Consider the following 20,289-nt stretch of genomic DNA (forward strand, 5'->3'; position numbering starts at 1 on the left):
GAGGTAAGCACCATGTTGCGGTTTTTTCCGTAATCCACATGGTTATCCACCAGGATGCGCAGGCCGGAGGTGCCGATCATGCCGTACAGCAGGAATGAGATGCCGCCGATGACCGGACCGGGGATGGTCTGGATGAGCGCCGCGAGCGGGCCGACGAACGAGCAGATGATGGAAAGCACAGCCGCGCCGCCGATTACGCGCACCGAGTAGACCCTGGTGATCGCCATTACGCCAATGTTTTCGCCGTAGGTCGTGGTCGGCACCGAGCCGATGAAGCCGGACAGCATGGTCGAGAAGTTATCCGCGAACAGCGAGCGGTGCAGGCCGGGGTCCCGCAGCAGGTCACGCCCGACCACCTTGCTGGTGACGAGCTGATGGCCGATGTGCTCGTTGGCAATGACCAAGATCACCGGCAGGATGATGAGGATAGCTTCCAGGTCGAACTTGGGCGCCTGGAAATTCGGAAGCTGGAATAACGGCTGGTGGAAAGCGGCGATAATGCCGTCCAAGATCACGCGCTCTCCGGCAAAATACTCGGTGACAAGGCCGGCGGCATAGCCGCAGAGGATCGCGATCAGGATCGGGATAACGGACAGGAATTTGCGGAACAGCACGCTGCCCAGCACCGCCACGCCCAGCGTGACGCAGAAGGTAATGACCGAGGCGGTGGTCACGCCGTCCCCCACAATCTCGCCAGTGGAGGCGGCGCTTCCGGCCAGCTCGAGGCCGATCAGCGCGACGACCGGACCCATGGCGGCAGGCGGCAGCACCACGTCTATCCATTTGGTGCCGCATTTGTAAATGACTGCCGCCAGGACGCAGCCGCACAGGCCGACCACCACGAAGCCGCCGAGCGCATAAGGGTAGCCCCAGTTCTGGATGACCAGCGTCGCCGGAGCGATGAACGCGAACGACGAGCCTAAGTAGGCGGGCGCTTTGCCCTTGGTGATGAAGATGAACAGCAGCGTGCCGATACCGTTCATGAACAGTACGATCGCTGGATTGATGTCGAACATAAACGGCACCAGCACGGACGCGCCGAACATGGCGAACATATGCTGGATGGACAGCGGCACCAGCAGACGGGGCGGCACCTTGTCCTCTACCTGGATGATTCTGTTTGTCTGCATTTTTCTTTTATCCCCTCTCATTTCTTTTGCGCCGCGTCGTGCGGCACTGTATGAAAAACGCGCGGCGGCGTTCCTCAGTCAAACAGGCGCCGGATATCCTCCATGCGCGAGCAGGCCATATTATACCCCATTTCATAGCCCCATTCAAGCTTTTTTACATCCTTTTCAAAGCTCTCAAGCCGTTCGGCGGGCTGGAGCAGCACGGTGTTTTCCGGCTGGGCCGCCGCAAGCCTGTGGCAGAAGCACACCGTTTGATTGTACCGCTTGGGGCGGGACAGCATGGTTGCGGCCAGCCGGGGGTAGCGATGGTGCAGGGCGCGCGCGGCGAACCGCGTGCCGCACGTCAGCTCCTTGCGGTAAGCGTCCGGCTGTGTCAGCACGATCAGGTTTTTGTGGTTGCCGTCGCGCAGGCTTTTCAGGATCGGGATTGGGTCGGCCAGGCCGCCGTCGTAATAGGTTTCGCTGCCGATGGATATGGGCGGGAAATAGATCGGGATGGCGCAGGTTGCGCGCAGCATGGTGCTGGGGCGGTCAAGCCGCATCCCGTCCAGATATTCCGCCTGTCCGGTGCGGGCGTTGGTTACGCCGACCAGCGCGCGCCCGCGGTAGGTGTGGAACGCCTCCCAATCGAACGGGATCAGCTCGTTTGGGATGGTGGAGAATACGAAATCCACGCCGAATACCGAATGGTCGCGCAGCAGGTTGCGCGCGCCCAGATAGCGCTTGTCGTTCCGGTACCGGCGCAGGACCTCCAGATTGCGCCCGCGCTGGCGGGACAGGTAGGAAACCGCGTAGGTGATGCCGGCGGAAACGCCGATCACATAGTCGAACAGAAGATCATGGTCCAGCAGCGCGTCCATCACGCCGCAGGAAAAGATGGGGCGGAACGTGCCGCCCTCCAAAACAAGTGCGGGCATTTTTTCAAACCTTTCTCAGATAACAGGGGCGCGCGGCGCGCCCGTCCGGTACGCCGGAGCCTACCGGCGTTTGCGCGTGGGTGGCTTTTTCCGGCTTTTGCCCCCGCGTGCGCCGCGCCGCCGCTGGGCGCGGTTCCCGCGCGGCTCGTCCGTGCGCTCCCGCGCAGGGGGAACGGCAGGCACATCGGCGGTCGGGAGGCTCCCCTCGGCGGGCGCGAAGTCGATCTGGCCAGTCACCTCGCTCGCGGCGAGCAGCCGCACGCGCAGGGGCGTGCCGATCGTAAAGCGCTTGCCGGTATGGCGGCCCTGCAGTGCCATGTGCTGCTCGTCATACTGGTAGTAATCGCCCGTGAGCAGTTCGATGCGGATCAGCCCCTCGCAGCCGTTTTCCAGCGCGACAAAGATGCCGAACGCCTGCACGCCGGACACCTCCGCGTCAAATTCCTCGCCGACGAAAGGCTTCATATACGCCGCGATGAACAGCTTGTCGATATCGCGCTCGCAGTTGTCCGCGGCCTGCTCGCGGGTGGTGGACTGCGCCGCGGCCTCCTCGCACGCGTTTTGGTCGGCGGCGGTGAACGCTTCGCCGGCGAGCGCCTTTTGCAGCATCCGGTGCGCGACGAGGTCGGGATAGCGCCGGATGGGCGAGGTGAAATGCAGGTAGAATTTCGCCTTGAGGCCGTAGTGGCCGATGCAATCGTCCGCATAGCGCGCGCGGGCGAGCGAGCGCAGCAGCAGCGTCGGCAGGATACGCTGCCTGGGGTCGTTTTTCACGCCGCGCAGCACGGCCTGGAACTGGAACGTATCCTCCGGCTTGCCGGGGTCGATGCGGTAGCCGAACGGCCGCGCGAACTGCGCGAATACGCGCAGCTTTTCCGGATCCGGATTTTCGTGTACGCGGTACACGGTGGGCTGGCCGCGCTTGCACATGAATTCCGCGACCGCCTCGTTGGCCTGCAGCATGAATTCCTCGATCAGCTTTTCGCTTTCTCCCCGTTCGCGGAAGCAGATGTCCACGGGATTGCCCGTTTCGTCCACTGTGATCTGCGCCTCCGGAATATCCAGTTCCAAAGCGCCGCGCTCAATGCGGCGCTGATATAGCGCGTGTGCAAGGCCGTTCATCTTCTCCGCAGTGGGGACGAGGAACGCATATTCCTCCCGCAGCGCCGCGTCGCCCGCGAGGATGCGGTTGACCTTGTTATAGGTCATGCGCGCTTGGGAGCGGATGACGGACTTTGCAAAGCTCGCCCGATAGCGCCGTCCGTCCCTGTCCACCTCCAGGAGCGCGGAAAAGGTCAGCCGGTCCACGCCCGGGTTGAGGGAACAGATGCCGTGCGACAGCGCAAACGGCAACATCGGTACGACATGGCCGGGATAATAGACCGAGGTGCCGCGCCGGTACGCTTCTTGGTCGAGCGGGCTGCCCTGCGTTACATAGTGCGACACATCCGCGATGTGTACGCCGAGCAGGTAATGCCCGTTTTCGAGCGGCTCGAGCGATACCGCATCGTCAAAGTCCTTGGCGTCGTCCCCGTCGATGGTGAAGATCAGCTTGTCCCGCAGGTCGAGCCGCTCTCCGGCGGCGGCCAGGTCGACCGTCTGCGGGATGGCGTCCGCCTGCCGTAGCACCTCGTCCGGAAAGGCATTGAATACGCCGTTTTCATGCAGGATGGCCGCGATCGAGGCCTCCATTGTCCCGTCCTCGCCCAAATCGGCCTGCACCACGCCCTGCGGCGCGGATTTTTCGTCCCCATAGTAAGAGATCGATACCGCCACGCGGTCGCCGGGCCGCGCGTCGCCCAAGTCGTGCCGGTCAATCGTGATTTCGGGATATTTTTTTGAGGTGGGCTGCACGAAAAAGGCGTTTCCACGCTGCACCAGCGCGCCGGTCAGTTCTCTGTCCGCTCGGCGCAGGACGCGCACGACTGCGGCCTCCCGCCGCCCGCGCCCGTTTTTCCGTTCGGAGAGCTTGACCAGCACCCGATCGCCGTGCCACGCGCCGCCCGAGGCGTTGGGCGGGATGAACAGGTCGTCCGGACGGGGCTCGCCCTCGGCTACATCCGGCGTGACGAACGCGAACGCACGCTCGGTGGCGAGGTAGGTGCCGGTGACGCAGCCGTAATGCGCGGAAACAGCGAAGCGGTTTTTCTTGTTTTTCATGACCGCACCGTCCGCGGTCAGGCGGTCGAGCGCGTCCTTTACCTCCTGCTTGCCGGCTTCCGGCAGGGCGCGGCGCAGCTCATCCAACCGCATGGGCTGTGTGAGCAGCGAAAGCAGCCTGCTTTCCAGCGCATGATCTTGCATAAATAGCCCTCCTCTTCCTCTTTTCTTCTGGTATCAGTATACCATCTTTGCTGTCCGAATAAAAGGAAAATTGACGTAAGGCATGGTTTGACGTTCCTCCAGCGGCATGATACACTAAGGATGGGAGAAAATAAGTCCGGCAAAGGAGGAAAAAATGATGAAAGCACTTGTTACCGGCGCGTCCTCCGGCATTGGGAGAGAGATCGCGCGCCTGCTCGCCGCGCGCGGGTATGACCTGATCCTGTGCGCGCGGCGCGAGGAGCGCCTGCGGCAGCTCGCTGCCGAACTGCCCACCGCGTGCCGTGTGATCGCGGCGGATATCGCGGATGAAAGGGAATGCCGCCTGCTGTACGAGGCGGTGCGCGGGGAGGAGCTGGAGGTGGTCGTCAACAACGCGGGCTTCGGCCTGTTCGGTGAATTCGCTTCGACCAGCCTGGAGGAGGAACTGCGCATGATCGACACGAACATCCGCGCGGTGCATATCCTGACCAAGCTGGCGGTGCGCGATTTTGCTGCGCGCGGGCGCGGGTACGTCTTGAATGTGGCGTCCTCGGCCGGCTTTCTGCCCGGCCCGCTCATGGCGACCTACTATGCGACCAAAAACTATGTCCTGCGGCTGACCGAGGCCATACGGGAGGAACTGCGCCGCGCGGGCAGTCCAGTCAAGGTCTGCGCGCTTTGCCCAGGGCCGGTGGATACCGAATTCAACAAGGTGGCGGGCGTGCGGTTTTCGCTCGGCGGCCTGAGCGCGCAACGCGTGGCGCGCGAGGCGGTCGGCGGGCTGTTCGCGGGCAGGGGCGTCGTTGTGCCGGGCGCGGCGATGAAAGCCATGACCCTGGCGCGCCACTTCGCGCCCGACTGCCTGCTCGCGCGCGTCACCTATCATTTCCAGCACAGGAAAAACGGCGGATGACCGCGCAGGAGATCAAAAGGACGCTGCAGCGCGAATTTGTGCGCCTGCTGCGCCGGCCGTTTGCGGCCGCGGTCCGGGAATACGGCATGGTGCGGCCGGGCGATCGGATCGCGGCATGCATTTCCGGCGGCAAGGACTCGATGCTGCTCGCCCTGCTGCTGCAGGATCTGCAGCGCACGGTGGACTTTAAACTGGTGTTCCTTGCCATGGACCCAGGATACGCGCCCGCCGGCCGCGCGCGGCTGGAGGAGAACGCCGCGCGCCTTGCTCTTCCGCTTGAGATATTCGACACCAATGTGCTGCGCGTCGCGGCGCGCCACGCGGCGGCGCATCCCTGCTTTCTGTGCGCGAAAATGCGGCGCGGCTACCTGTACGCCGAGGCGCGGAAGCGCGGCTGCAACAAGATCGCACTCGGCCACCACTATGACGACGCGATCGAAACCGTGCTCATGGGCTTGCTGTACGGCGGTCAGGTGCAGGCCATGCTGCCGCGCATGCGGGCGAAAAATTACGCGGGGATGGAGTTGATCCGGCCGCTTTGCCTGGTGCGCGAGCGCAGCGTGCAGGCCTGGGCGGATTACTGCGGGCTGACGTTCCTCCCGTGTGACTGTCCGGCGAAAGCGCTCGCAAACGATACCCGCCGTGCGGCGGTCAAAAAGCTGATCGCGTCGCTGGCCGCGGAAAACCCACAGGTCGAGGCGAATATCCTCAACGCGGTCAAAAACGTGGATACCGCGAAGCTGCTCGGCTGGCGGGACGGGGCGGGGCGGCACAGCTTTCTGGACAGGCTTTGAGCCGCCCGCCGGAAAGCAAGGAAAACCAATAGGAATACTGGACAGACGCCGGCGGACATGGTATCATAGGAGCAGAAAAAACACGCTTTTTCGGCACACAGTAAAGGAGACTTCTGAACTATGACCATTCGTATCGGTATTTTGGGGTATGGCAATCTGGGCCGCGGTGTGGAGGCCGCGGTTCGCCAGAATCCGGATATGGAGCTGAAAGCGGTGTTCACCCGCCGCGACCCGCAAGCCCTCCGGATCGCGGACGCGGGCGCAAAGGTGCTGCATGTGGATGCGGCAGAAGGCATGAAGGACGAGATCGACGTGCTGGTGCTTTGCGGCGGCAGCGCGACCGACCTGCCCGAGCAGACCCCCAAATACGCGGCCCTGTTCAACGTGATCGACAGCTTTGACACCCATGCCCGCATTCCGGAGCATTTCGCCAGCGTTGACGCGGCGGCGAAGAAAGCCGGCAAGGTGGGCGTTATCTCCTGCGGCTGGGACCCGGGCATGTTTTCGCTGAACCGCCTGTACGCCTCCTGCATCCTACCGGAGGGACAGGACTATACCTTCTGGGGTCGCGGCGTGAGCCAGGGCCATTCGGACGCGGTGCGCCGCATCGCGGGCGTAAAGGACGCGCGCCAGTACACCGTGCCGGTGCCGGCGGCGCTCGAGGCCGTGCGCGCGGGCCGGAACCCCGCGCTGACCACCCGCGAGAAGCATACTCGCGAGGTATATGTCGTCACGGAGGAGGGAGCGGACCGCGCCCGCATCGAGAGGGAGATCAAGGAGATGCCAAACTACTTCTCGGATTACGACACGACCGTGCATTTCATCGACGCGGACACGCTCGCGCGCGAGCATGCGGGCCTGCCGCACGGAGGCTTCGTCATCCGCAGCGGCGAAACCGGCGCCGGCAACAGGCATATCATCGAATATCGTCTGCAGCTTGACTCCAATCCGGAGTTCACGGGCGCGGTGCTGACTGCCTACGCCCGAGCGGCCTACCGCATGGCGCAGGAGGGTATGAGCGGCGCCAAGACCGTGTTTGATATTGCGCCCGCCTACCTGTCCGCGCGGACGGGCGAGGAGCTGCGCGCGCGCATGCTGTAAAAAACAAAAAGCAAACCGGCAAAAAGGATCTGCAGCCCTGCAGCTCCTTTTTGCTTTGCACGCCGGAAAAGAGAAAGGAACGGTGCTCTGTTGAAGCAATCGACCGGCGCCCTGATGCGGCGCTTTGCCCCCTATTTCAAGCCCTACGCGGGCGTCCTGCTGCTCGACCTGTTCTGCGCCGCACTGACGACGCTGTGCGAGATCGGCCTGCCGATGATGATGCGCCGCCTCGCGCAGGTCGGCATGGACGATGTTTCCCTGCTGACGAGCGGACTGGTGCTGCGCGTGGCGGCGCTGTATATCGTGCTGCGGCTGATCGACGTGGCCGCCTCCTACTTTATGGCGAACATCGGGCATGTCATGGGCGCACGCATCGAAACCGACATGCGCTCGGCCCTGTTCGGCCACCTGCAGAAGCTGTCGTTCGGCTATTTTGCAAACACCAAGGTCGGTCAGCTGATGGCGCGCATCACGGGCGACCTGTTCGACGTGACTGAGTTCTCGCATCACTGTCCGGAGGAATTTTTCATCGCGGGGCTGAAGATCGTGGTGTCGTTCGTCATCCTGTGTACGGTCAACGTGCCGCTGACCATCATCATCTTCGCCATTGTGCCGGTCATGGCCATCGTCGCGGGCAAGTTCAATATGGCGATGCGCAGGACGTTTGCGAAAAACCGCCGACAGGTGGGCGAGGTCAACGCGCAGGTCGAGGACAGCCTGCTGGGGGTGCGCGTGGTCAAGTCGTTTACCGGCGAGGCGCGCGAGATCGAGAAATTCGAGCAGGGCAACCGCGACTGGCTGGAGATCAAAAAGGAGAATTACCGCTGGATGGGCGCGTTCACCGCAACCACCCGCGCGTTTGACGGATTGATGTATATTGCGGTCATCATCGCGGGCGGCCTGTTCATGGTACACCGCCGCATCGACCCCGCGGACTTTATGGCTTACCTGCTGTATGTGGCGACGCTGCTCGCGACCATCCGCCGCATCGTGGAGTTCGCCGAGCAGTTCCAGCGCGGCATGACCGGCATCGAGCGGTTTTTCGAGGTCATGGACGTGGAGCCGGATATTGAGAGTCCGGAAAACGCGGAAAAGCTGCCGCGCGTACAGGGCAATATCCGTTTTGAGGACGTCTGCTTCGCCTATGCGGACGACCCGAATACGCCGGTGCTCGACCATCTGGAGCTGGACATTCGGGCAGGGCAGAGCGTGGCGCTGGTCGGCCCGTCGGGCGGCGGCAAGACCACGATTTGCAACCTGATCCCGCGGTTTTACGATGTGACCGGCGGCCGCGTCACGGTGGACGGGCATGACGTGCGCACGGTCGAACTGGATTCGCTGCGCGGACAGATCGGTGTGGTGCAGCAGGATGTGTATCTGTTTTCAGGCACGATCTTTGACAATATCGCCTACGGGCGGCCGGGCGCGACGCGCGAGGAGGTCGTCGAGGCGGCCAAGCAGGCGGGCGCGCACGAGTTCATCAGCGCCACGCAGGACGGCTATGATACCTTTGTCGGCGAGCGCGGCGTGCGGCTGTCCGGCGGGCAGAAGCAGCGCATTTCGATCGCGCGCGTGTTCCTCAAGAATCCGCCCATCCTGATTCTGGACGAAGCGACCAGCGCGCTGGATAATGAATCCGAGCGCTTGGTGCAGCAGTCGCTCGAACGGTTGGCCAAGGGGCGCACGGTGCTGACCATCGCGCACCGCCTGTCCACCATCCGCAACGCGGACAAGATCGTCGTGCTGACCGAGGACGGCGTGGCCGAGCAGGGGACGCATGCCGAGCTGCTCGCGCGGGGCGGCGCGTACGCGCACCTGTATCAACTCGCCACAGAAGACTGAAAAAAGAGGAAACCGGCCTCGGTTTCCTCTTTTTCTGTTCCGCAGACGTTTATTCAGTTTTCATATACAGCATGCGCACGGCATTGAGCACGCACAGCATGGCGACGCCGGTGTCGGCAAACACCGCCAGCCACATGGAGGCGATGCCCCTCAGGCCGAGTATCATGACCAGCAGCTTGACCGCCAGCGCAAACACGATATTTTCCCTGGAGATCAAGCTTGCCCGCCGCGCGATCTTTACCGAGGTTGGAATGGAGGACAGGTCGGCGTTCATAAACACCACGTCCGCGGCTTCGATCGCCGCGTCCGCGCCGCTGCCCATGGCCGCGCCCACGTCCGCGCCCGCCAGCACGGGCGCGTCGTTGATGCCGTCGCCCACAAACATCACCGCGCCGCGCTTTTCGCGGATATCGGTCAGGGCGGAAAGCTTATCCTCCGGCAGCAGGCGCGCGCGCACCTCGTCGATGCCGACCGCCTGCGCGACCGCGTCCGCACTGTCCTGCCCGTCGCCGGTCAGCATCGCGGTCGTCAGGCCCTGCGCTTTCATGCGGGCGACCGCCTGCCGCGCATCCGGCTTGACCGTGTCCGCGATGTCGATATGGCCGATAAAGCGGCCATCCATCGCCAGCAGGACCTCGGTGCTGCCCAGCGTACCGTGGTAGCCGGACAGACCGATGCCGTGGCGCCGTAGCAGCTTGGCATTGCCGCACAGCACGGGCTTGCCGCACAGTACGGCTTCCACGCCCTCACCGGCCTGCTCGCGGATACCTTCGGGTGCGCCGACCGAGATCAGGCTGGGCCGACCGGCGCTTTCCGCTGTTTCCTTGCACGTCTCATAGGCGGCGAGGATGGATTTTGCGATTGGGTGGGTGGACGCGCCCTCGCACGCAGCGGCGAGCCAAAGCAGCTCGTTTTCGTCGATGTCCGCGCCCTCCGCCGGGCATACGCGCTGCACCACAAAGTTGCCCCTGGTGATCGTACCGGTCTTATCCATGACAACGGCCTTCACATCCTTCAGCGCTTCGAGCGAGGCGCCGCCTTTGAACAGAATACCGCGCCTGGAGCCTGCGCCGATGCCCGCGAAATAGGTCAGCGGCACGCTGAGCACCAGTGCGCAGGGGCAGGAAATGACAAGGAAGGTGAGCGCGGTGTACACCCATTTGCTCCAGTCGCCGGTGGCCAGACTGGGTACGACGGCGGTCAGCAGCGCGATGGCGACGACAGCCGGGGTGTACACGCGGGAGAAGCGGGTGATAAAGCGGTCGATCCTGGGCTTGCGCGCGGCCGCGTTTTCCACGCTGTCCAAGATGCGCTGGACCATGCTCTCCGCCAGCACATGGGTGACGCGCAGCTTAATCGCACCGTCCGTATTAACACAGCCGGAGATCGCGCGGTCGCCAGCCGCGACGCGCACCGGCACCGGCTCGCCGGTCACGGCCGAGGTGTCCAGGCGGCTCTCGCCCTCCACGACCTTTCCGTCCAGCGGTACGCGGTCGCCCGGGCGAACCAGCACGATATCGCCCACCGCAGCGTCCTCCGCAGGGATTGGGCGGACACCGCCGTCCGCCTCGACGAGGTTGACCGTTTCCGGACGCAGGTCGACCGCGGCCATGATCTGCCGCCGCGAGCGCTCGACCGCACGGTCCTCAAAGTATTCGCCCACGCGGTAAAACAGCATAACGCCGACCGCCTCGTCGAACGAGCCGATCGCCCACGCGCCGACCGTGGCAAGCGCCATGAGGAAATTTTCGTCAAACACGCGGCCCCTGCCGATATTGCGGACCGCGGTCAGCAACACGCGCCAGCCGAGCAGCAGGTACGCTGCGAGCATGACGAGCACTTTTGGCATGCCGCCGAGCGCCAGCTCACCGGCGAGGAACAGCCCCGCGCCGATCAGGATACCGGCAAGCGGATGGCTGCGGCCGGTGCCGGCCTCATCCTCTGAAGCGATAACCTGTGTCTCGCTTTCGATGGATTGGCAGATTTCGCGGATGCGCGGCAGCAGAGCGTCGGGATTTTTGCCGGTCACGCGGAGCTGCTTAGTCTCGTAGACCAGTACGCAGTCGTCCACGCCGTCGAGTTGGCTGATCTGGCGCTGCATCTCGGCGGCGCAGTGCGCGCAGCCGAGGTTTTGCAGGGTGTATACCCGTTTTATGCCGTGCGCGCTCGTGCGATGGCGGTGCTCCTGTCCGTGGCTGTGCTCCTGTCCGCAGGCGCAGCCGTCGTCGTGATGGTGGTGATGCTCGTGCTCGTGGCCGCAGGCGCAGCTGTCGTCGTGATGGTGGTGATGCTCGTGCTCGTGGCCGCAGGCGCAACCGTCGTCGTGATGATGGTGATGCTCGTGTTGATGATCGCGGCCGCAGCCGCACGTTTCCGGATGATGACTCTGTTCGGCTGTATGTTCGTCCGGCACTTGTAAGGCAGTGCGCGTTCTTTCGCTCGCCATAATCTCGCCTCCTGAATTATATATGAATGATTGCTCATATGTTCATGTATTCATATTAGTCCGAGAACGGTGATTTGTCAATAGCGGGAAAGAAAAAAAGATGCACAAAAAACGCCGTCAAAGGTGCGGTCCCATAGGGACAACACTGAAACCGTTTAGAGTATAAGACTGAAAAGCAGATCCAATCTCGACTGCTGCGGGAATCATCCGATGCAAGCCTATTCTTTTCATGCGTATAAGTCGATGGTGTAAAATGGGCATTTCTCCTAATGAGGTTATTCTAAAACCCCTTGATCATGCAATCAAGGGGTTTTAGATGTTACATCATAAACGTCATGCAGTGTGTGCTTGGGGAAAGCGCTCGCGCAGGCGGCTTTTTCCGGTTGCTTAGCCCAAACGCTGAACCATCTCCTGCGGGATTGTGGCTGTTCCCTGACCGTAGTATTTGAACACATCGACCATCTGCTGAATCTGGGCATCGCTCATTAACTTGGTTTCGCCGTTGACACAGGCTGCGCGCGCTGCCAGATAGCATTTGGCGGCTTCTTCCAGATAAACCGCAGCATATAGTGCTTGGTTAAGATCCTTGCCGACGGTCATAACGCCATGCTGGGACAGGATAACAGCATGACCGTCGCCGACATACTTAACGGTGTCAATGCCCATATCGATCGAGCCGGCGGCCGAATACGGGGTGATAGGCACGTTACCGCCCGCAGCGTTTGCCAACGCGGTGATGCATACACGGAACTCGGTTAGGCCGGGGATAAGAGAAACCGCAGTTGCATAGGGCTGGTGAGTGTGGATAACAGCGTTGATATCCGGGCGTTCGCGGAAGATATGTAGAATAGCAGGTGTGTCTGATGACGGCTTGCGTGTACCTTCTATGATGTTGCCGTCGAGATCCATGACGATCATGTCGTCCTCAACCATTTTTTCGTACATCATACCGGATGGAGTGACAAGGATCTCACCTGACGGCATTCGCACACTCAGGTTGCCGCAGGTCAGTGAAACCAACTCATAGCGGTCAAGCATGATGCCGGCATCAATGATTTCTTTTTTCATTTCGGAAAACATAGCGGTTACCTCCTAAATATTTCGATCAGATCGCCCGGGGCATGTATCACATGCTCGGGCGAATAGGGCATGAGCTGCTCGATGGACTGATACCCCCAGCAGGCCGCGGCTGCGGCTGCGCCAGAGTTGTGCGCTGTTTGCATGTCTATATCCGTATCGCCGACATACAGGATCTCACTGCACTGCACATGCAACGTATCCAGCACCCGGTCCATCGACCGCGGGTCAGGTTTAGAAATGGTTTGCGGTGTCTGACCGATGCAAGCTTCCATCAGTCCGCCGAAGAACTGCCTGGTCAATGAGTGGGCCAGTGCATCCGGCTTATTGGTCAGCACGGCGTTTTTGATCCCCATATCCCGCAGCGCTTCAAGGGTTTCGCGTATGCCTTCATACGGTTCGGTCAGATGGGAAAAATCCTTCAGGTAACTGGCGCAGTCATAATCGCGGATCGCGGGCTGTAGCCGTTCCACATCCTGCTCCGGGCAGCCGCCCAATCTGAGCAGACGATGATAAAAATGCGAGATCGGCAGCCTGCACAGATCGCGGCAGTCCTCCATCGCAATGCTGTGCAGCCCGAAATGCGCCAGCGACTGGTTACAGTAATACAGAATGGTCGGCAGGGTGTTGAGCAGTGTGCCGTCCATATCCCACACGCAGGCACGATAGGGCACGTTATACCTCCAGGAAATCGACGAAACGAACCTTCTCAAGGTCGTCTTCCTGAATACCGAGTTTCTTTCCAGTCAGCTCCTCGACGGCTTCGACCAGATGCATTGCATCGATACCGTACTTTTTCATTAGGTACATCTTGGACGCGCCGTGCGGATAGCCCGGCAGGCCGATCTTGACCAGACGTTTACCCAGGCCGTTTTCTGCGATTATGTCCGCAACTGCCGTGCCGAGACCGCCGATGTCCAGATGGTTTTCGATCGTGATAACGCCGTACTTGCTCTTGTTGATCGCCTCGACGATGGTCGGGTCGGTGAACGGCTTGAGGGTAGAAACATGCATATGCTGCACAGAAACGCCCTTTTCCTTGAGCGCTGCCGTGGCGCGCATGGCTTCCTCGGTGCAGATCGACGAGGACAGCAGCACGATATCGTCGCCTTCGGACAGCACGCGGGCACGGTTGAACTGCATCGGCTCGTTGGCAGGGAACAGACGCGGCACTTCCTTGCGGAGCATGCGGATGTAAACAGGGCCGTTGCACTCATATGCCAGATCGAGCACGCCTTCGATTTCGGTTGCGTCGCCGATATCGAAAATGGTCATGTTCGGCACGGTGCGCAGCACACCGACGTCATTGATCGACTGGTGGGTAACGCCGCCCGGAGTGGTGATGCCGGGAACGAAGCCGACAAATACGACCGGCAGGTTCGGATAGGCCACGCTCATCTCAAGCTGGTCCAGAATGCGGCGGTAAAGGAATACGGCAAAGGTGTGCAGGAAGGGGCGGTAGCCCTCTCGCGCCATACCAGCCGCCCAGGAACACATATTCTGCTCGGCGATGCCCATGGTCAGATAACGGTCCGGATAAACCTGGCGGAACTTCTTGACCTCGCAGGACGAACCGAGGTCGGCGGACATAACCACGACCTCCGAATGCTCCGCGGCAAAGCGGATCATATTTTTTTCGTGGGTATTGACTTCAATTTTCATGGTTGAACCCCTCTCTTACATCGCGTCGTAGATCTTCTGGAATTCATCGCGCTCGTCCTTGCCGATGCGGATAAAATGCATCGAACGGGGCTTCTCGAGCGGCTTAATGCCGGTTGCGCCGCTGGTGCGTGCAATAACAACGAGCGGACGGCCCTCATGCGGGGTTTCAAACGCCTTGCAGAACGCTTCAATATCGTGGCCGTTGCATTCCACGCAGGTCGCGCCAAAGGACTCGAAACGAGCAACGATCGGTTCCTCGGTCATCTGATCCGCGATCTTGCCTTCAACCTGCTGGTCGTTGGCATCGACAACAACGATAAAGTTGTCCAGTTTATAGTGACCAGCCGCTTGGATACACTCCCAAGTCTGGCCTTCCTGCAGCTCGCCATCACCCAGCAGCACATAGCACTTGCCGGTGTCGCCGCGGCGCTTGCGGGCATGGGCAGTGCCGCCTGCAATCGAAATTGTCTGGCCGAGCGAGCCTGCGGTGTTTTCAAAACCGGGAGAATGCTCTGCGCCGATCATTTCCATATTCCAGCCGTCGACATTGAACTTCTCCATGCAGTTCGGGCTGATACGGCCGGTCGCCGCCAGCGCACTGTAAATAACCGATGCGTAATGGCAGCAGGAAACAAAGAAGCGATCCTTGTCTGGCGCAGGGGCGCCGTTATACGCAGAACCGCGCTGATAGTCCATGTTATCAGGGCCGGGAACGCCGGGGAACGGGATTGGCTCCCAGTTACCGACGGACGGACCGAGGTTCATCACCTTAGTATAAAGGGAAGCAATGATTTCTGCCGAGGAGCATGCCTGCGCCAGATAGCAGCCGCCGGTCTGCAGGGCTACGCCCAAAATCTGCTTGCGGATCTGGTTGGCTACTTTCTGGACTTCTTCGGTAGAATATTTTTTTTCCGCCATAATATTGACTCCTTTCTGATAAGCGCGTGAAAACAAATGTCGGATTATGCAACCCACTGCTGCTGGGTGCAGCGATACACCGTTTATCGTGCTTTTATTATTTCATAAATATGAACAAATGTCAACTGCATTAAAATGGATATATTGACTAAAAACCCCATTTGGTTTTTGTTGAAATGATCAAATTAAACAATATTTTTCTGGTTTTTGCTTGACAATACAGCCAATCACGCTATAATAAATGCAACTGGATATGATAATTTGTCAAACGAAGAAAGAACATTATTTCTATATATGAACATATTTTCAAGCAAGAGGGGATGCGATGATGAAAGCTGTTGTCAAAACCGAAGCGGGATACGACCATATGCAATATATGGATATCCCGGAACCGGAGGCGATGGGAGATCTGGTCAAAATCAAGCTGGCGTATTCCGGCATCTGCGGAACCGATTTACATGCCTTTAAAGGCACTTATGCAAGCACCAAACCGCCAGTGGTTTTAGGGCATGAGTTTTCCGGTATTGTCACCGCAGTCGGCCCCGATGTCAAAAACATCAAGGTCGGCGACCGCGTGACGAGCGAAACCACTTATAAAACCTGCGGCACCTGCCCGATGTGCGCAAGCAAGGACTACAATCTTTGCGGCAACCGGCAGGGCATCGGTACACAGATCAATGGTTCCATGGCGGAATATCTGGTCAGCCGTGAAGAAAGCGTCCATGTGCTGCCGGATAATGTCAGCCTGCTTTCCGCTTCGCTGACCGAACCGCTTGCCTGCGGCGTACATGCGACGATCGAAAAGGGCAACGTACAGCCCAACGACGTCTGCGTTGTATTTGGCGCGGGTGCGATTGGCCAAATGGTCATGCAAGTCGCCAAGAGCCAGGGCGCAACCGTTATCGTCGCCGGCCTGACACACGATGCCGAGCGCTTCGAAATCGCAAAAAGCGCAGGTGCGGACCGCTGTGTCGACCAGATGACCGAGGATCTGAAAGCAATCGTCATGGAAATGACGAACGGCGTCGGCGCAGACAAGTGCTTCGAATGCTCGGGCGCTGTACCTGCGGCCAATAAGGCGCTTGAGATCGTCCGCCGCAAGGGCACGGTCGTACAGATGGGCGTGTTCCCGGAAGCACACGAAAGCATCTGGACCGACCTGATCCTGCACAAGGAAATTGCCTACGTCGGTTCGCGCAGCCAGAAGCCCTCTTCCTGGGTCAAGTCGCTCGAACTGCTCGCAGCCGGTACGGTCGTACCGGAGAAGATCGTCACCTCGATCGATCCGCTGGAAAACTGGCGCGACGGCTTCGACAAGATGATCCGCGGCGAAGGCGCCAAGGGCGTTATCGTGCTGGACGGCTCGCTGAAATAAGCATAAAAAAGCAGGGATGCCTGCATCCCTGCCTTCGCATTTTTTCACCCCTCATGTTTCGAACGGCTTGCCCTCCAGTTCCAGTATGCGGAGGGCAAGTGGTTCGTCCACGATCAGGGTATTGAGATATTTTCCGTGCAGCGCTGCCAGCGTGCATTCTGCCTTGGCTGCACCGGCATTGATGCCGATCGACCACGTCGGATAATACATCGCTTCCAGCGGGGCGGAAATCACAAAGCGGCCATCCAGCTGCACTTCCTTGCCGTTGATATCAAACATACGGCCAAGCAGGCTGGATACCGCGCCACGGCGCATCAGCTCCTCGCGATCCTCCGGGCTATAGCAGCCGGATTGATACAGTGAAGCATTCGGATCGTCCAGCGAGCCGATGCCGGTGATTACAATATCAACCGAGAGCGCCTTTTTCAGTGTTGTTTCGATCTGCGGTTCAGCAACCAGATAGGAATAAACCAGTTCGCTGTCCACATAAACCGGCGCATAGATGTTGGAATATGTGCCGCCTACCTTTTTCGACAGGCGCAGCGCCAACTCCAGCCCGTCTACACGGGGATTACCGGTACCCAGACAGCCGACCATCTGCACCACGTTAACATTATAATATTCGCTCGGCTCGACCGCATTGCACAGCGCTTCCAGCGCCCGGCCCCACGAGATGCCGATCGACATATTGTTCTCCAAAACCGTGTTGAGAAAATGGGCGGCGCACTTTGCGCAACGGGCAAGCGCCTTGTCGAACTCATAGTTGCCGGAAACCACAATCGCGTCACGCAGACCGAACTCCGTGCGCAGCGCATAGGACAGCTTAGGATGCTTGACGATCGGGCTGTGGATAATCACCTCGACAACGCCGGTTTCCTTGGCTTCATCCAACAGGCGTGAAACCGTTGGGCGGGAAATTCCCATGATCTGACTGATCTCCTGCTGGCTCAGTTCCTGCTGATAATAAAGTTCGGAAATATGCACCAGTAAATCAACACGATTGCTCACAAAAAGGCTCCTCTCACCAACAATGACGTGAAACTTTGTTCACCATTTGAACATAGTATAAGCGATTTTGACGCAAATGTCAAATTATTCTGCGTTGACAGCATAGACAGAGTAAAATACAATAATCAAGCAAAACGGATATAATTCGACAGTAATCGGAGGGAAAAGCATCATGTTTAGCCAAGAATTTACAATCAAGAACCAGACTGGCCTGCACGCCCGTCCCGCGGCGCAGCTTACCGCGCTCTGCAAGGGATTTCCGGAAGAAATCCGCCTTATTACCGAGAAAGGGTCGATCAACCCCAAAAATATTATCGGTATTTTGAGCGCTGGACTGAAAAAAGGCACGCCCATCACCATTGAAGTAAAGGGCGAAAACGAACAGGAAGTCGGCAACAAGATCGTCGCTTTTCTCGACGGACTGAACGAATGATCAAGGGAGGCAAGCGCTATGGAACAGGCAACCTTTCGTGAATTGATCCTGCGCAATGTGGAGGCCAAGAATGCCGAGGACGCGATCCGGCAGGTCGGTCAGCGCTTTTTTGACGCAGGCTTTGTCAAGGATACCTATATCGATGCGGTGTTAGCGCGCGAGGTAACCTATCCCACCGGCTTGCAGCTGGCGGAAATAGGCGTGGCCATGCCGCATACCGACCCGCAGCACGTATATCGCCCCGGTGTCTGCATCGCGCAACTGGCGCATCCGGTCACCTTCGCCCATATGGGCGATCCTGATACGCTCGTTGAGGCGGAAATGCTGTTTATGATGGCCATTCAGGACCCCGATGAGCAGGTTGAGCTGCTGCAGAAAGTGCTCGGCGTCTTCCAGCAGCCGGAAGTAGTCGCGGAATTCCGCGCGGCAAAAACAGACGACGAGCTGTTTGCAGCCGCGCAGAAATATATCGGTTAAAACCCATCCATCTCATTTTCCGTTTACAACAGGAGGAATGTAATCATGAAAAGCTGTACGATTCTCTGCGTGTGCGGTTCCGGCACGGTTAGCTCGGCAATGGTAGCCGGCAAGCTCAAGGAAAAGCTGGCTGAAAAAGGCTGGGACGCTTCCATGACCGAAGCCAGCCCCAACAGCATTGCTTCTGAAATCTCGGGCAAGCAGTTTGACCTGATCGCCTGCGTCAGCCCGGTCCGTCAGGACTTCGGCATCCCGAAGGTGAAGGCTGTCGGCATGCTGACCGGCATGGCAGAAGACAAGGTGGTCGAAGACTGCCTGGCTATTCTGGAAGCCAAGGGCTGATTTCCGGCCTGCATCCAGCAAACCGATACAGACCTTATGCCGCCGCAATTCCGATTGTCCCGTTCAGACAAAAAAGGGGGAAAAGTAAATGACAGAATTTCTGCAGACGTTGAGCAATGTGTTCTCAACCTTTGGCGCAACGGTGTTCGTGCCCATCATCCTGTTCATCATTGGTATGTGCATGGGCGCGCCTGCAAAAAAAGCCTTTCAGTCCGCGCTGCTGTGTGCAGTCGGTCTGACCGGCTTCAACTTTGTAGTTAACAGCTATTCGGCGATTATCGCGCCGGTTGTCAATCAAATGGTCACCAACGCCGGCGTTAACCTGCCCGGCCTGGATACCGGCTGGCAATCGGTTTCGGTCATCGCGTATTCCACCAAAGTCGGCGTTCTGTTTATCGGTGTAGCCATCGTACTGCAGATCGTCCTTTTCTTGGCGAAGTGGACGGACGTTTTCATGGCATCCGACCTTTGGAACAACTATTCGTTCATGGTTTGGGGCTCGCTGATTTATGCCCTGACGGAGAACATGATGCTTGCGATGGCCTGCATGATTATGCAGCTGCTCTATATCCTGCTGTTCTCTGAAGCCTGTGCCAAGCGCTGGTCCACCTATTATGAATATGACAACTGCTGTATGACGGCGCCGCACCATCTGGAAAGCCTGCCGTTTGCGGTTATCATGAACTGGCTGCTGGGTAAGATCGGCTTCAACAAGATCAAGCTTAACGCTGAAACCCTGCAGAAAAAGCTAGGCCTGCTGGGCGAGCCGATGTTCATCGGCCTGATTGTCGGCGCCATCATTGGCGTGATCGGTAACTACAACATGCTGTTCGGCGAAGGCGCACTGGCAGCTTGGGGCACGGTCAGCTCGGCTGCGGTTTCGACTGCGGCGATCATGGCGGTATTCCCCAAGGTTGCAGGTATCTTTGCTAACGCATTCACCACGATGTCCGACGCCTATAAGGCCAAGGCTGTCGAGGCCGGCAAGGGCCGCGAGTGGTACCTGTCCGTTAACGACGCCTGCGGTTACGGCGAACCGAACACGTTGGTTACCGGCATCATCTTGATCCCAATCATGCTGTTGCTCTCGTTCGTGCTGCCGGGCAACATCATTCTGCCGATGGCCGACCTGTGCGCGCTGCCGTACATGGTTGAAATTTTCATCTGCGTATCCAACGGCAACATTGCCAAGAGTGTGGTCAGCGGTGCGATCTGGTTCTCGCTGGGCCTGATCATCGCCTCTCAGCTGGCGCCGACTTTCACTCAGGTAGCTGTAGAAGCCGGCTTCCAGCTGCCGCAGGCAGGCGTGTACATCACCAGCTTCGGTATCCTTTGCCATCCGCTGATTGCCGGCCTGTTCTATTGCTTCCTGAGCAAGAACCCGATCATCATCGGCGCGGTTGTAATTGTATACTTCGTGATGTACTTCCTGTTCCGCAAGAATAAAGCCCGTTTTGTCGAGTATCTGGAGCGCTCTGCCGCAGAGTATTCGGCTTATTAAGTCCATTGCTTTTGGTATAAGGTTTGCAACGCAATAATCAACTAATCGG

Annotated in this window: 17 protein-coding genes and 2 pseudogenes; 10 read left to right on the plus strand and 9 right to left on the minus strand. The window is 59.2% G+C overall.

Features of this window, described 5'->3' with window-relative positions; all coding sequences use genetic code 11:
• The 3 genes from uraA to rnr form a co-directional block, all read right to left on the minus strand.
• Positions 1 to 1,130 (minus strand): uracil permease (gene uraA / locus OCV66_RS10550; RefSeq protein WP_147574281.1); only part of this gene is annotated, 1,130 nt, incomplete at its 3' end.
• A gap of 74 nt (positions 1,131 to 1,204) precedes the next feature.
• Positions 1,205 to 2,047 carry a patatin-like phospholipase family protein gene (locus OCV66_RS10555; protein WP_054327994.1) on the minus strand — a complete coding sequence of 281 codons (843 nt, stop codon included), beginning with the start codon at positions 2,045 to 2,047 and terminating at the stop codon, positions 1,205 to 1,207.
• A 60-nt stretch (positions 2,048 to 2,107) separates the two neighbouring features.
• Positions 2,108 to 4,351, minus strand: coding sequence for a ribonuclease R (rnr, locus tag OCV66_RS10560; protein ID WP_054327993.1), 2,244 nt, complete (start codon positions 4,349 to 4,351; stop codon positions 2,108 to 2,110).
• 157 nt (positions 4,352 to 4,508) lie between these two features.
• Between rnr and OCV66_RS10565 the strand changes: the two genes are divergently transcribed.
• From OCV66_RS10565 to OCV66_RS10580, 4 genes are all read left to right on the plus strand, one after another.
• Entirely contained in the window at positions 4,509 to 5,264 is a 756-nt protein-coding gene (locus OCV66_RS10565) for an SDR family NAD(P)-dependent oxidoreductase (RefSeq protein WP_054327992.1), read from the plus strand.
• Entirely contained in the window at positions 5,261 to 6,058 is a 798-nt protein-coding gene (locus OCV66_RS10570; protein ID WP_054327991.1) for a tRNA 2-thiocytidine biosynthesis TtcA family protein, read from the plus strand. Before OCV66_RS10565 ends, OCV66_RS10570 begins: the two co-directional genes overlap by 4 nt.
• Before the next feature lie 120 nt (positions 6,059 to 6,178).
• Positions 6,179 to 7,159, plus strand: coding sequence for a diaminopimelate dehydrogenase (locus tag OCV66_RS10575; protein WP_054327990.1), 981 nt, complete (start codon positions 6,179 to 6,181; stop codon positions 7,157 to 7,159).
• Positions 7,160 to 7,273: 114 nt separating this feature from the next.
• Complete coding sequence (locus OCV66_RS10580; RefSeq protein WP_054327989.1) at positions 7,274 to 9,001, plus strand: ABC transporter ATP-binding protein; 1,728 nt, start codon at positions 7,274 to 7,276, stop codon at positions 8,999 to 9,001.
• A gap of 49 nt (positions 9,002 to 9,050) precedes the next feature.
• Here OCV66_RS10580 and OCV66_RS10585 read toward each other — a convergent pair whose 3' ends face one another.
• The 5 genes from OCV66_RS10585 to OCV66_RS10605 all read right to left on the minus strand — a co-directional run bounded on the left by OCV66_RS10585 (position 9,051) and on the right by OCV66_RS10605 (position 15,104).
• Entirely contained in the window at positions 9,051 to 11,447 is a 2,397-nt protein-coding gene (locus OCV66_RS10585) for a heavy metal translocating P-type ATPase (RefSeq protein WP_147574265.1), read from the minus strand.
• A 387-nt stretch (positions 11,448 to 11,834) separates the two neighbouring features.
• Positions 11,835 to 12,527, minus strand: coding sequence for a class II aldolase/adducin family protein (locus tag OCV66_RS10590; protein ID WP_147574266.1), 693 nt, complete (start codon positions 12,525 to 12,527; stop codon positions 11,835 to 11,837).
• A 5-nt stretch (positions 12,528 to 12,532) separates the two neighbouring features.
• Positions 12,533 to 13,198, minus strand: a complete 666-nt coding sequence (locus tag OCV66_RS10595) for an HAD family hydrolase (RefSeq protein ID WP_147574267.1) — start codon at positions 13,196 to 13,198, stop codon at positions 12,533 to 12,535.
• A gap of 1 nt (position 13,199) precedes the next feature.
• Positions 13,200 to 14,186, minus strand: a complete 987-nt coding sequence (locus tag OCV66_RS10600; protein WP_054328143.1) for a transketolase family protein — start codon at positions 14,184 to 14,186, stop codon at positions 13,200 to 13,202.
• 15 nt (positions 14,187 to 14,201) lie between these two features.
• Positions 14,202 to 15,104, minus strand: a complete 903-nt coding sequence (locus OCV66_RS10605) for a 1-deoxy-D-xylulose-5-phosphate synthase N-terminal domain-containing protein (RefSeq protein ID WP_147574268.1) — start codon at positions 15,102 to 15,104, stop codon at positions 14,202 to 14,204.
• 400 nt (positions 15,105 to 15,504) lie between these two features.
• On the opposite strand from OCV66_RS10605, the pseudogene OCV66_RS10610 reads away from it, so the two are divergent.
• Positions 15,505 to 16,335, plus strand: a pseudogene (locus tag OCV66_RS10610) (zinc-binding dehydrogenase); the annotation flags it as partial.
• A gap of 9 nt (positions 16,336 to 16,344) precedes the next feature.
• Positions 16,345 to 16,467, plus strand: a pseudogene (locus tag OCV66_RS15635) (sorbitol dehydrogenase); the annotation flags it as partial.
• Between the two features lie 63 nt (positions 16,468 to 16,530).
• Here OCV66_RS15635 and OCV66_RS10615 read toward each other — a convergent pair.
• On the minus strand, positions 16,531 to 17,487 hold the full coding sequence (locus OCV66_RS10615) for a sugar-binding transcriptional regulator (RefSeq protein ID WP_107631274.1): 957 nt from the start codon (positions 17,485 to 17,487) through the stop codon (positions 16,531 to 16,533).
• A gap of 172 nt (positions 17,488 to 17,659) precedes the next feature.
• Between OCV66_RS10615 and OCV66_RS10620 the strand changes: the two genes are divergently transcribed.
• The 4 genes from OCV66_RS10620 (at position 17,660) to OCV66_RS10635 (ending at position 20,240) form a co-directional block, all read left to right on the plus strand.
• Positions 17,660 to 17,920 (plus strand): HPr family phosphocarrier protein, encoded by a 261-nt coding sequence (locus OCV66_RS10620; RefSeq protein ID WP_054328146.1) that lies wholly within the window; start codon positions 17,660 to 17,662, stop codon positions 17,918 to 17,920.
• A gap of 18 nt (positions 17,921 to 17,938) precedes the next feature.
• The gene (locus OCV66_RS10625; RefSeq protein WP_054328147.1) at positions 17,939 to 18,397 is read left to right on the plus strand and encodes a PTS sugar transporter subunit IIA; all 459 of its coding nucleotides are present in this window, start codon (positions 17,939 to 17,941) and stop codon (positions 18,395 to 18,397) included.
• 45 nt (positions 18,398 to 18,442) lie between these two features.
• Entirely contained in the window at positions 18,443 to 18,739 is a 297-nt protein-coding gene (locus tag OCV66_RS10630) for a PTS sugar transporter subunit IIB (protein ID WP_054328148.1), read from the plus strand.
• 88 nt (positions 18,740 to 18,827) lie between these two features.
• Positions 18,828 to 20,240 (plus strand): PTS galactitol transporter subunit IIC, encoded by a 1,413-nt coding sequence (locus OCV66_RS10635; RefSeq protein WP_107631273.1) that lies wholly within the window; start codon positions 18,828 to 18,830, stop codon positions 20,238 to 20,240.
• The last annotated feature ends 49 nt before the right edge of the window (positions 20,241 to 20,289 follow it).

The sequence above is a fragment of the Agathobaculum ammoniilyticum genome (genome assembly GCF_025567315.1).
Lineage (GTDB): Bacteria > Bacillota > Clostridia > Oscillospirales > Butyricicoccaceae > Agathobaculum > Agathobaculum ammoniilyticum.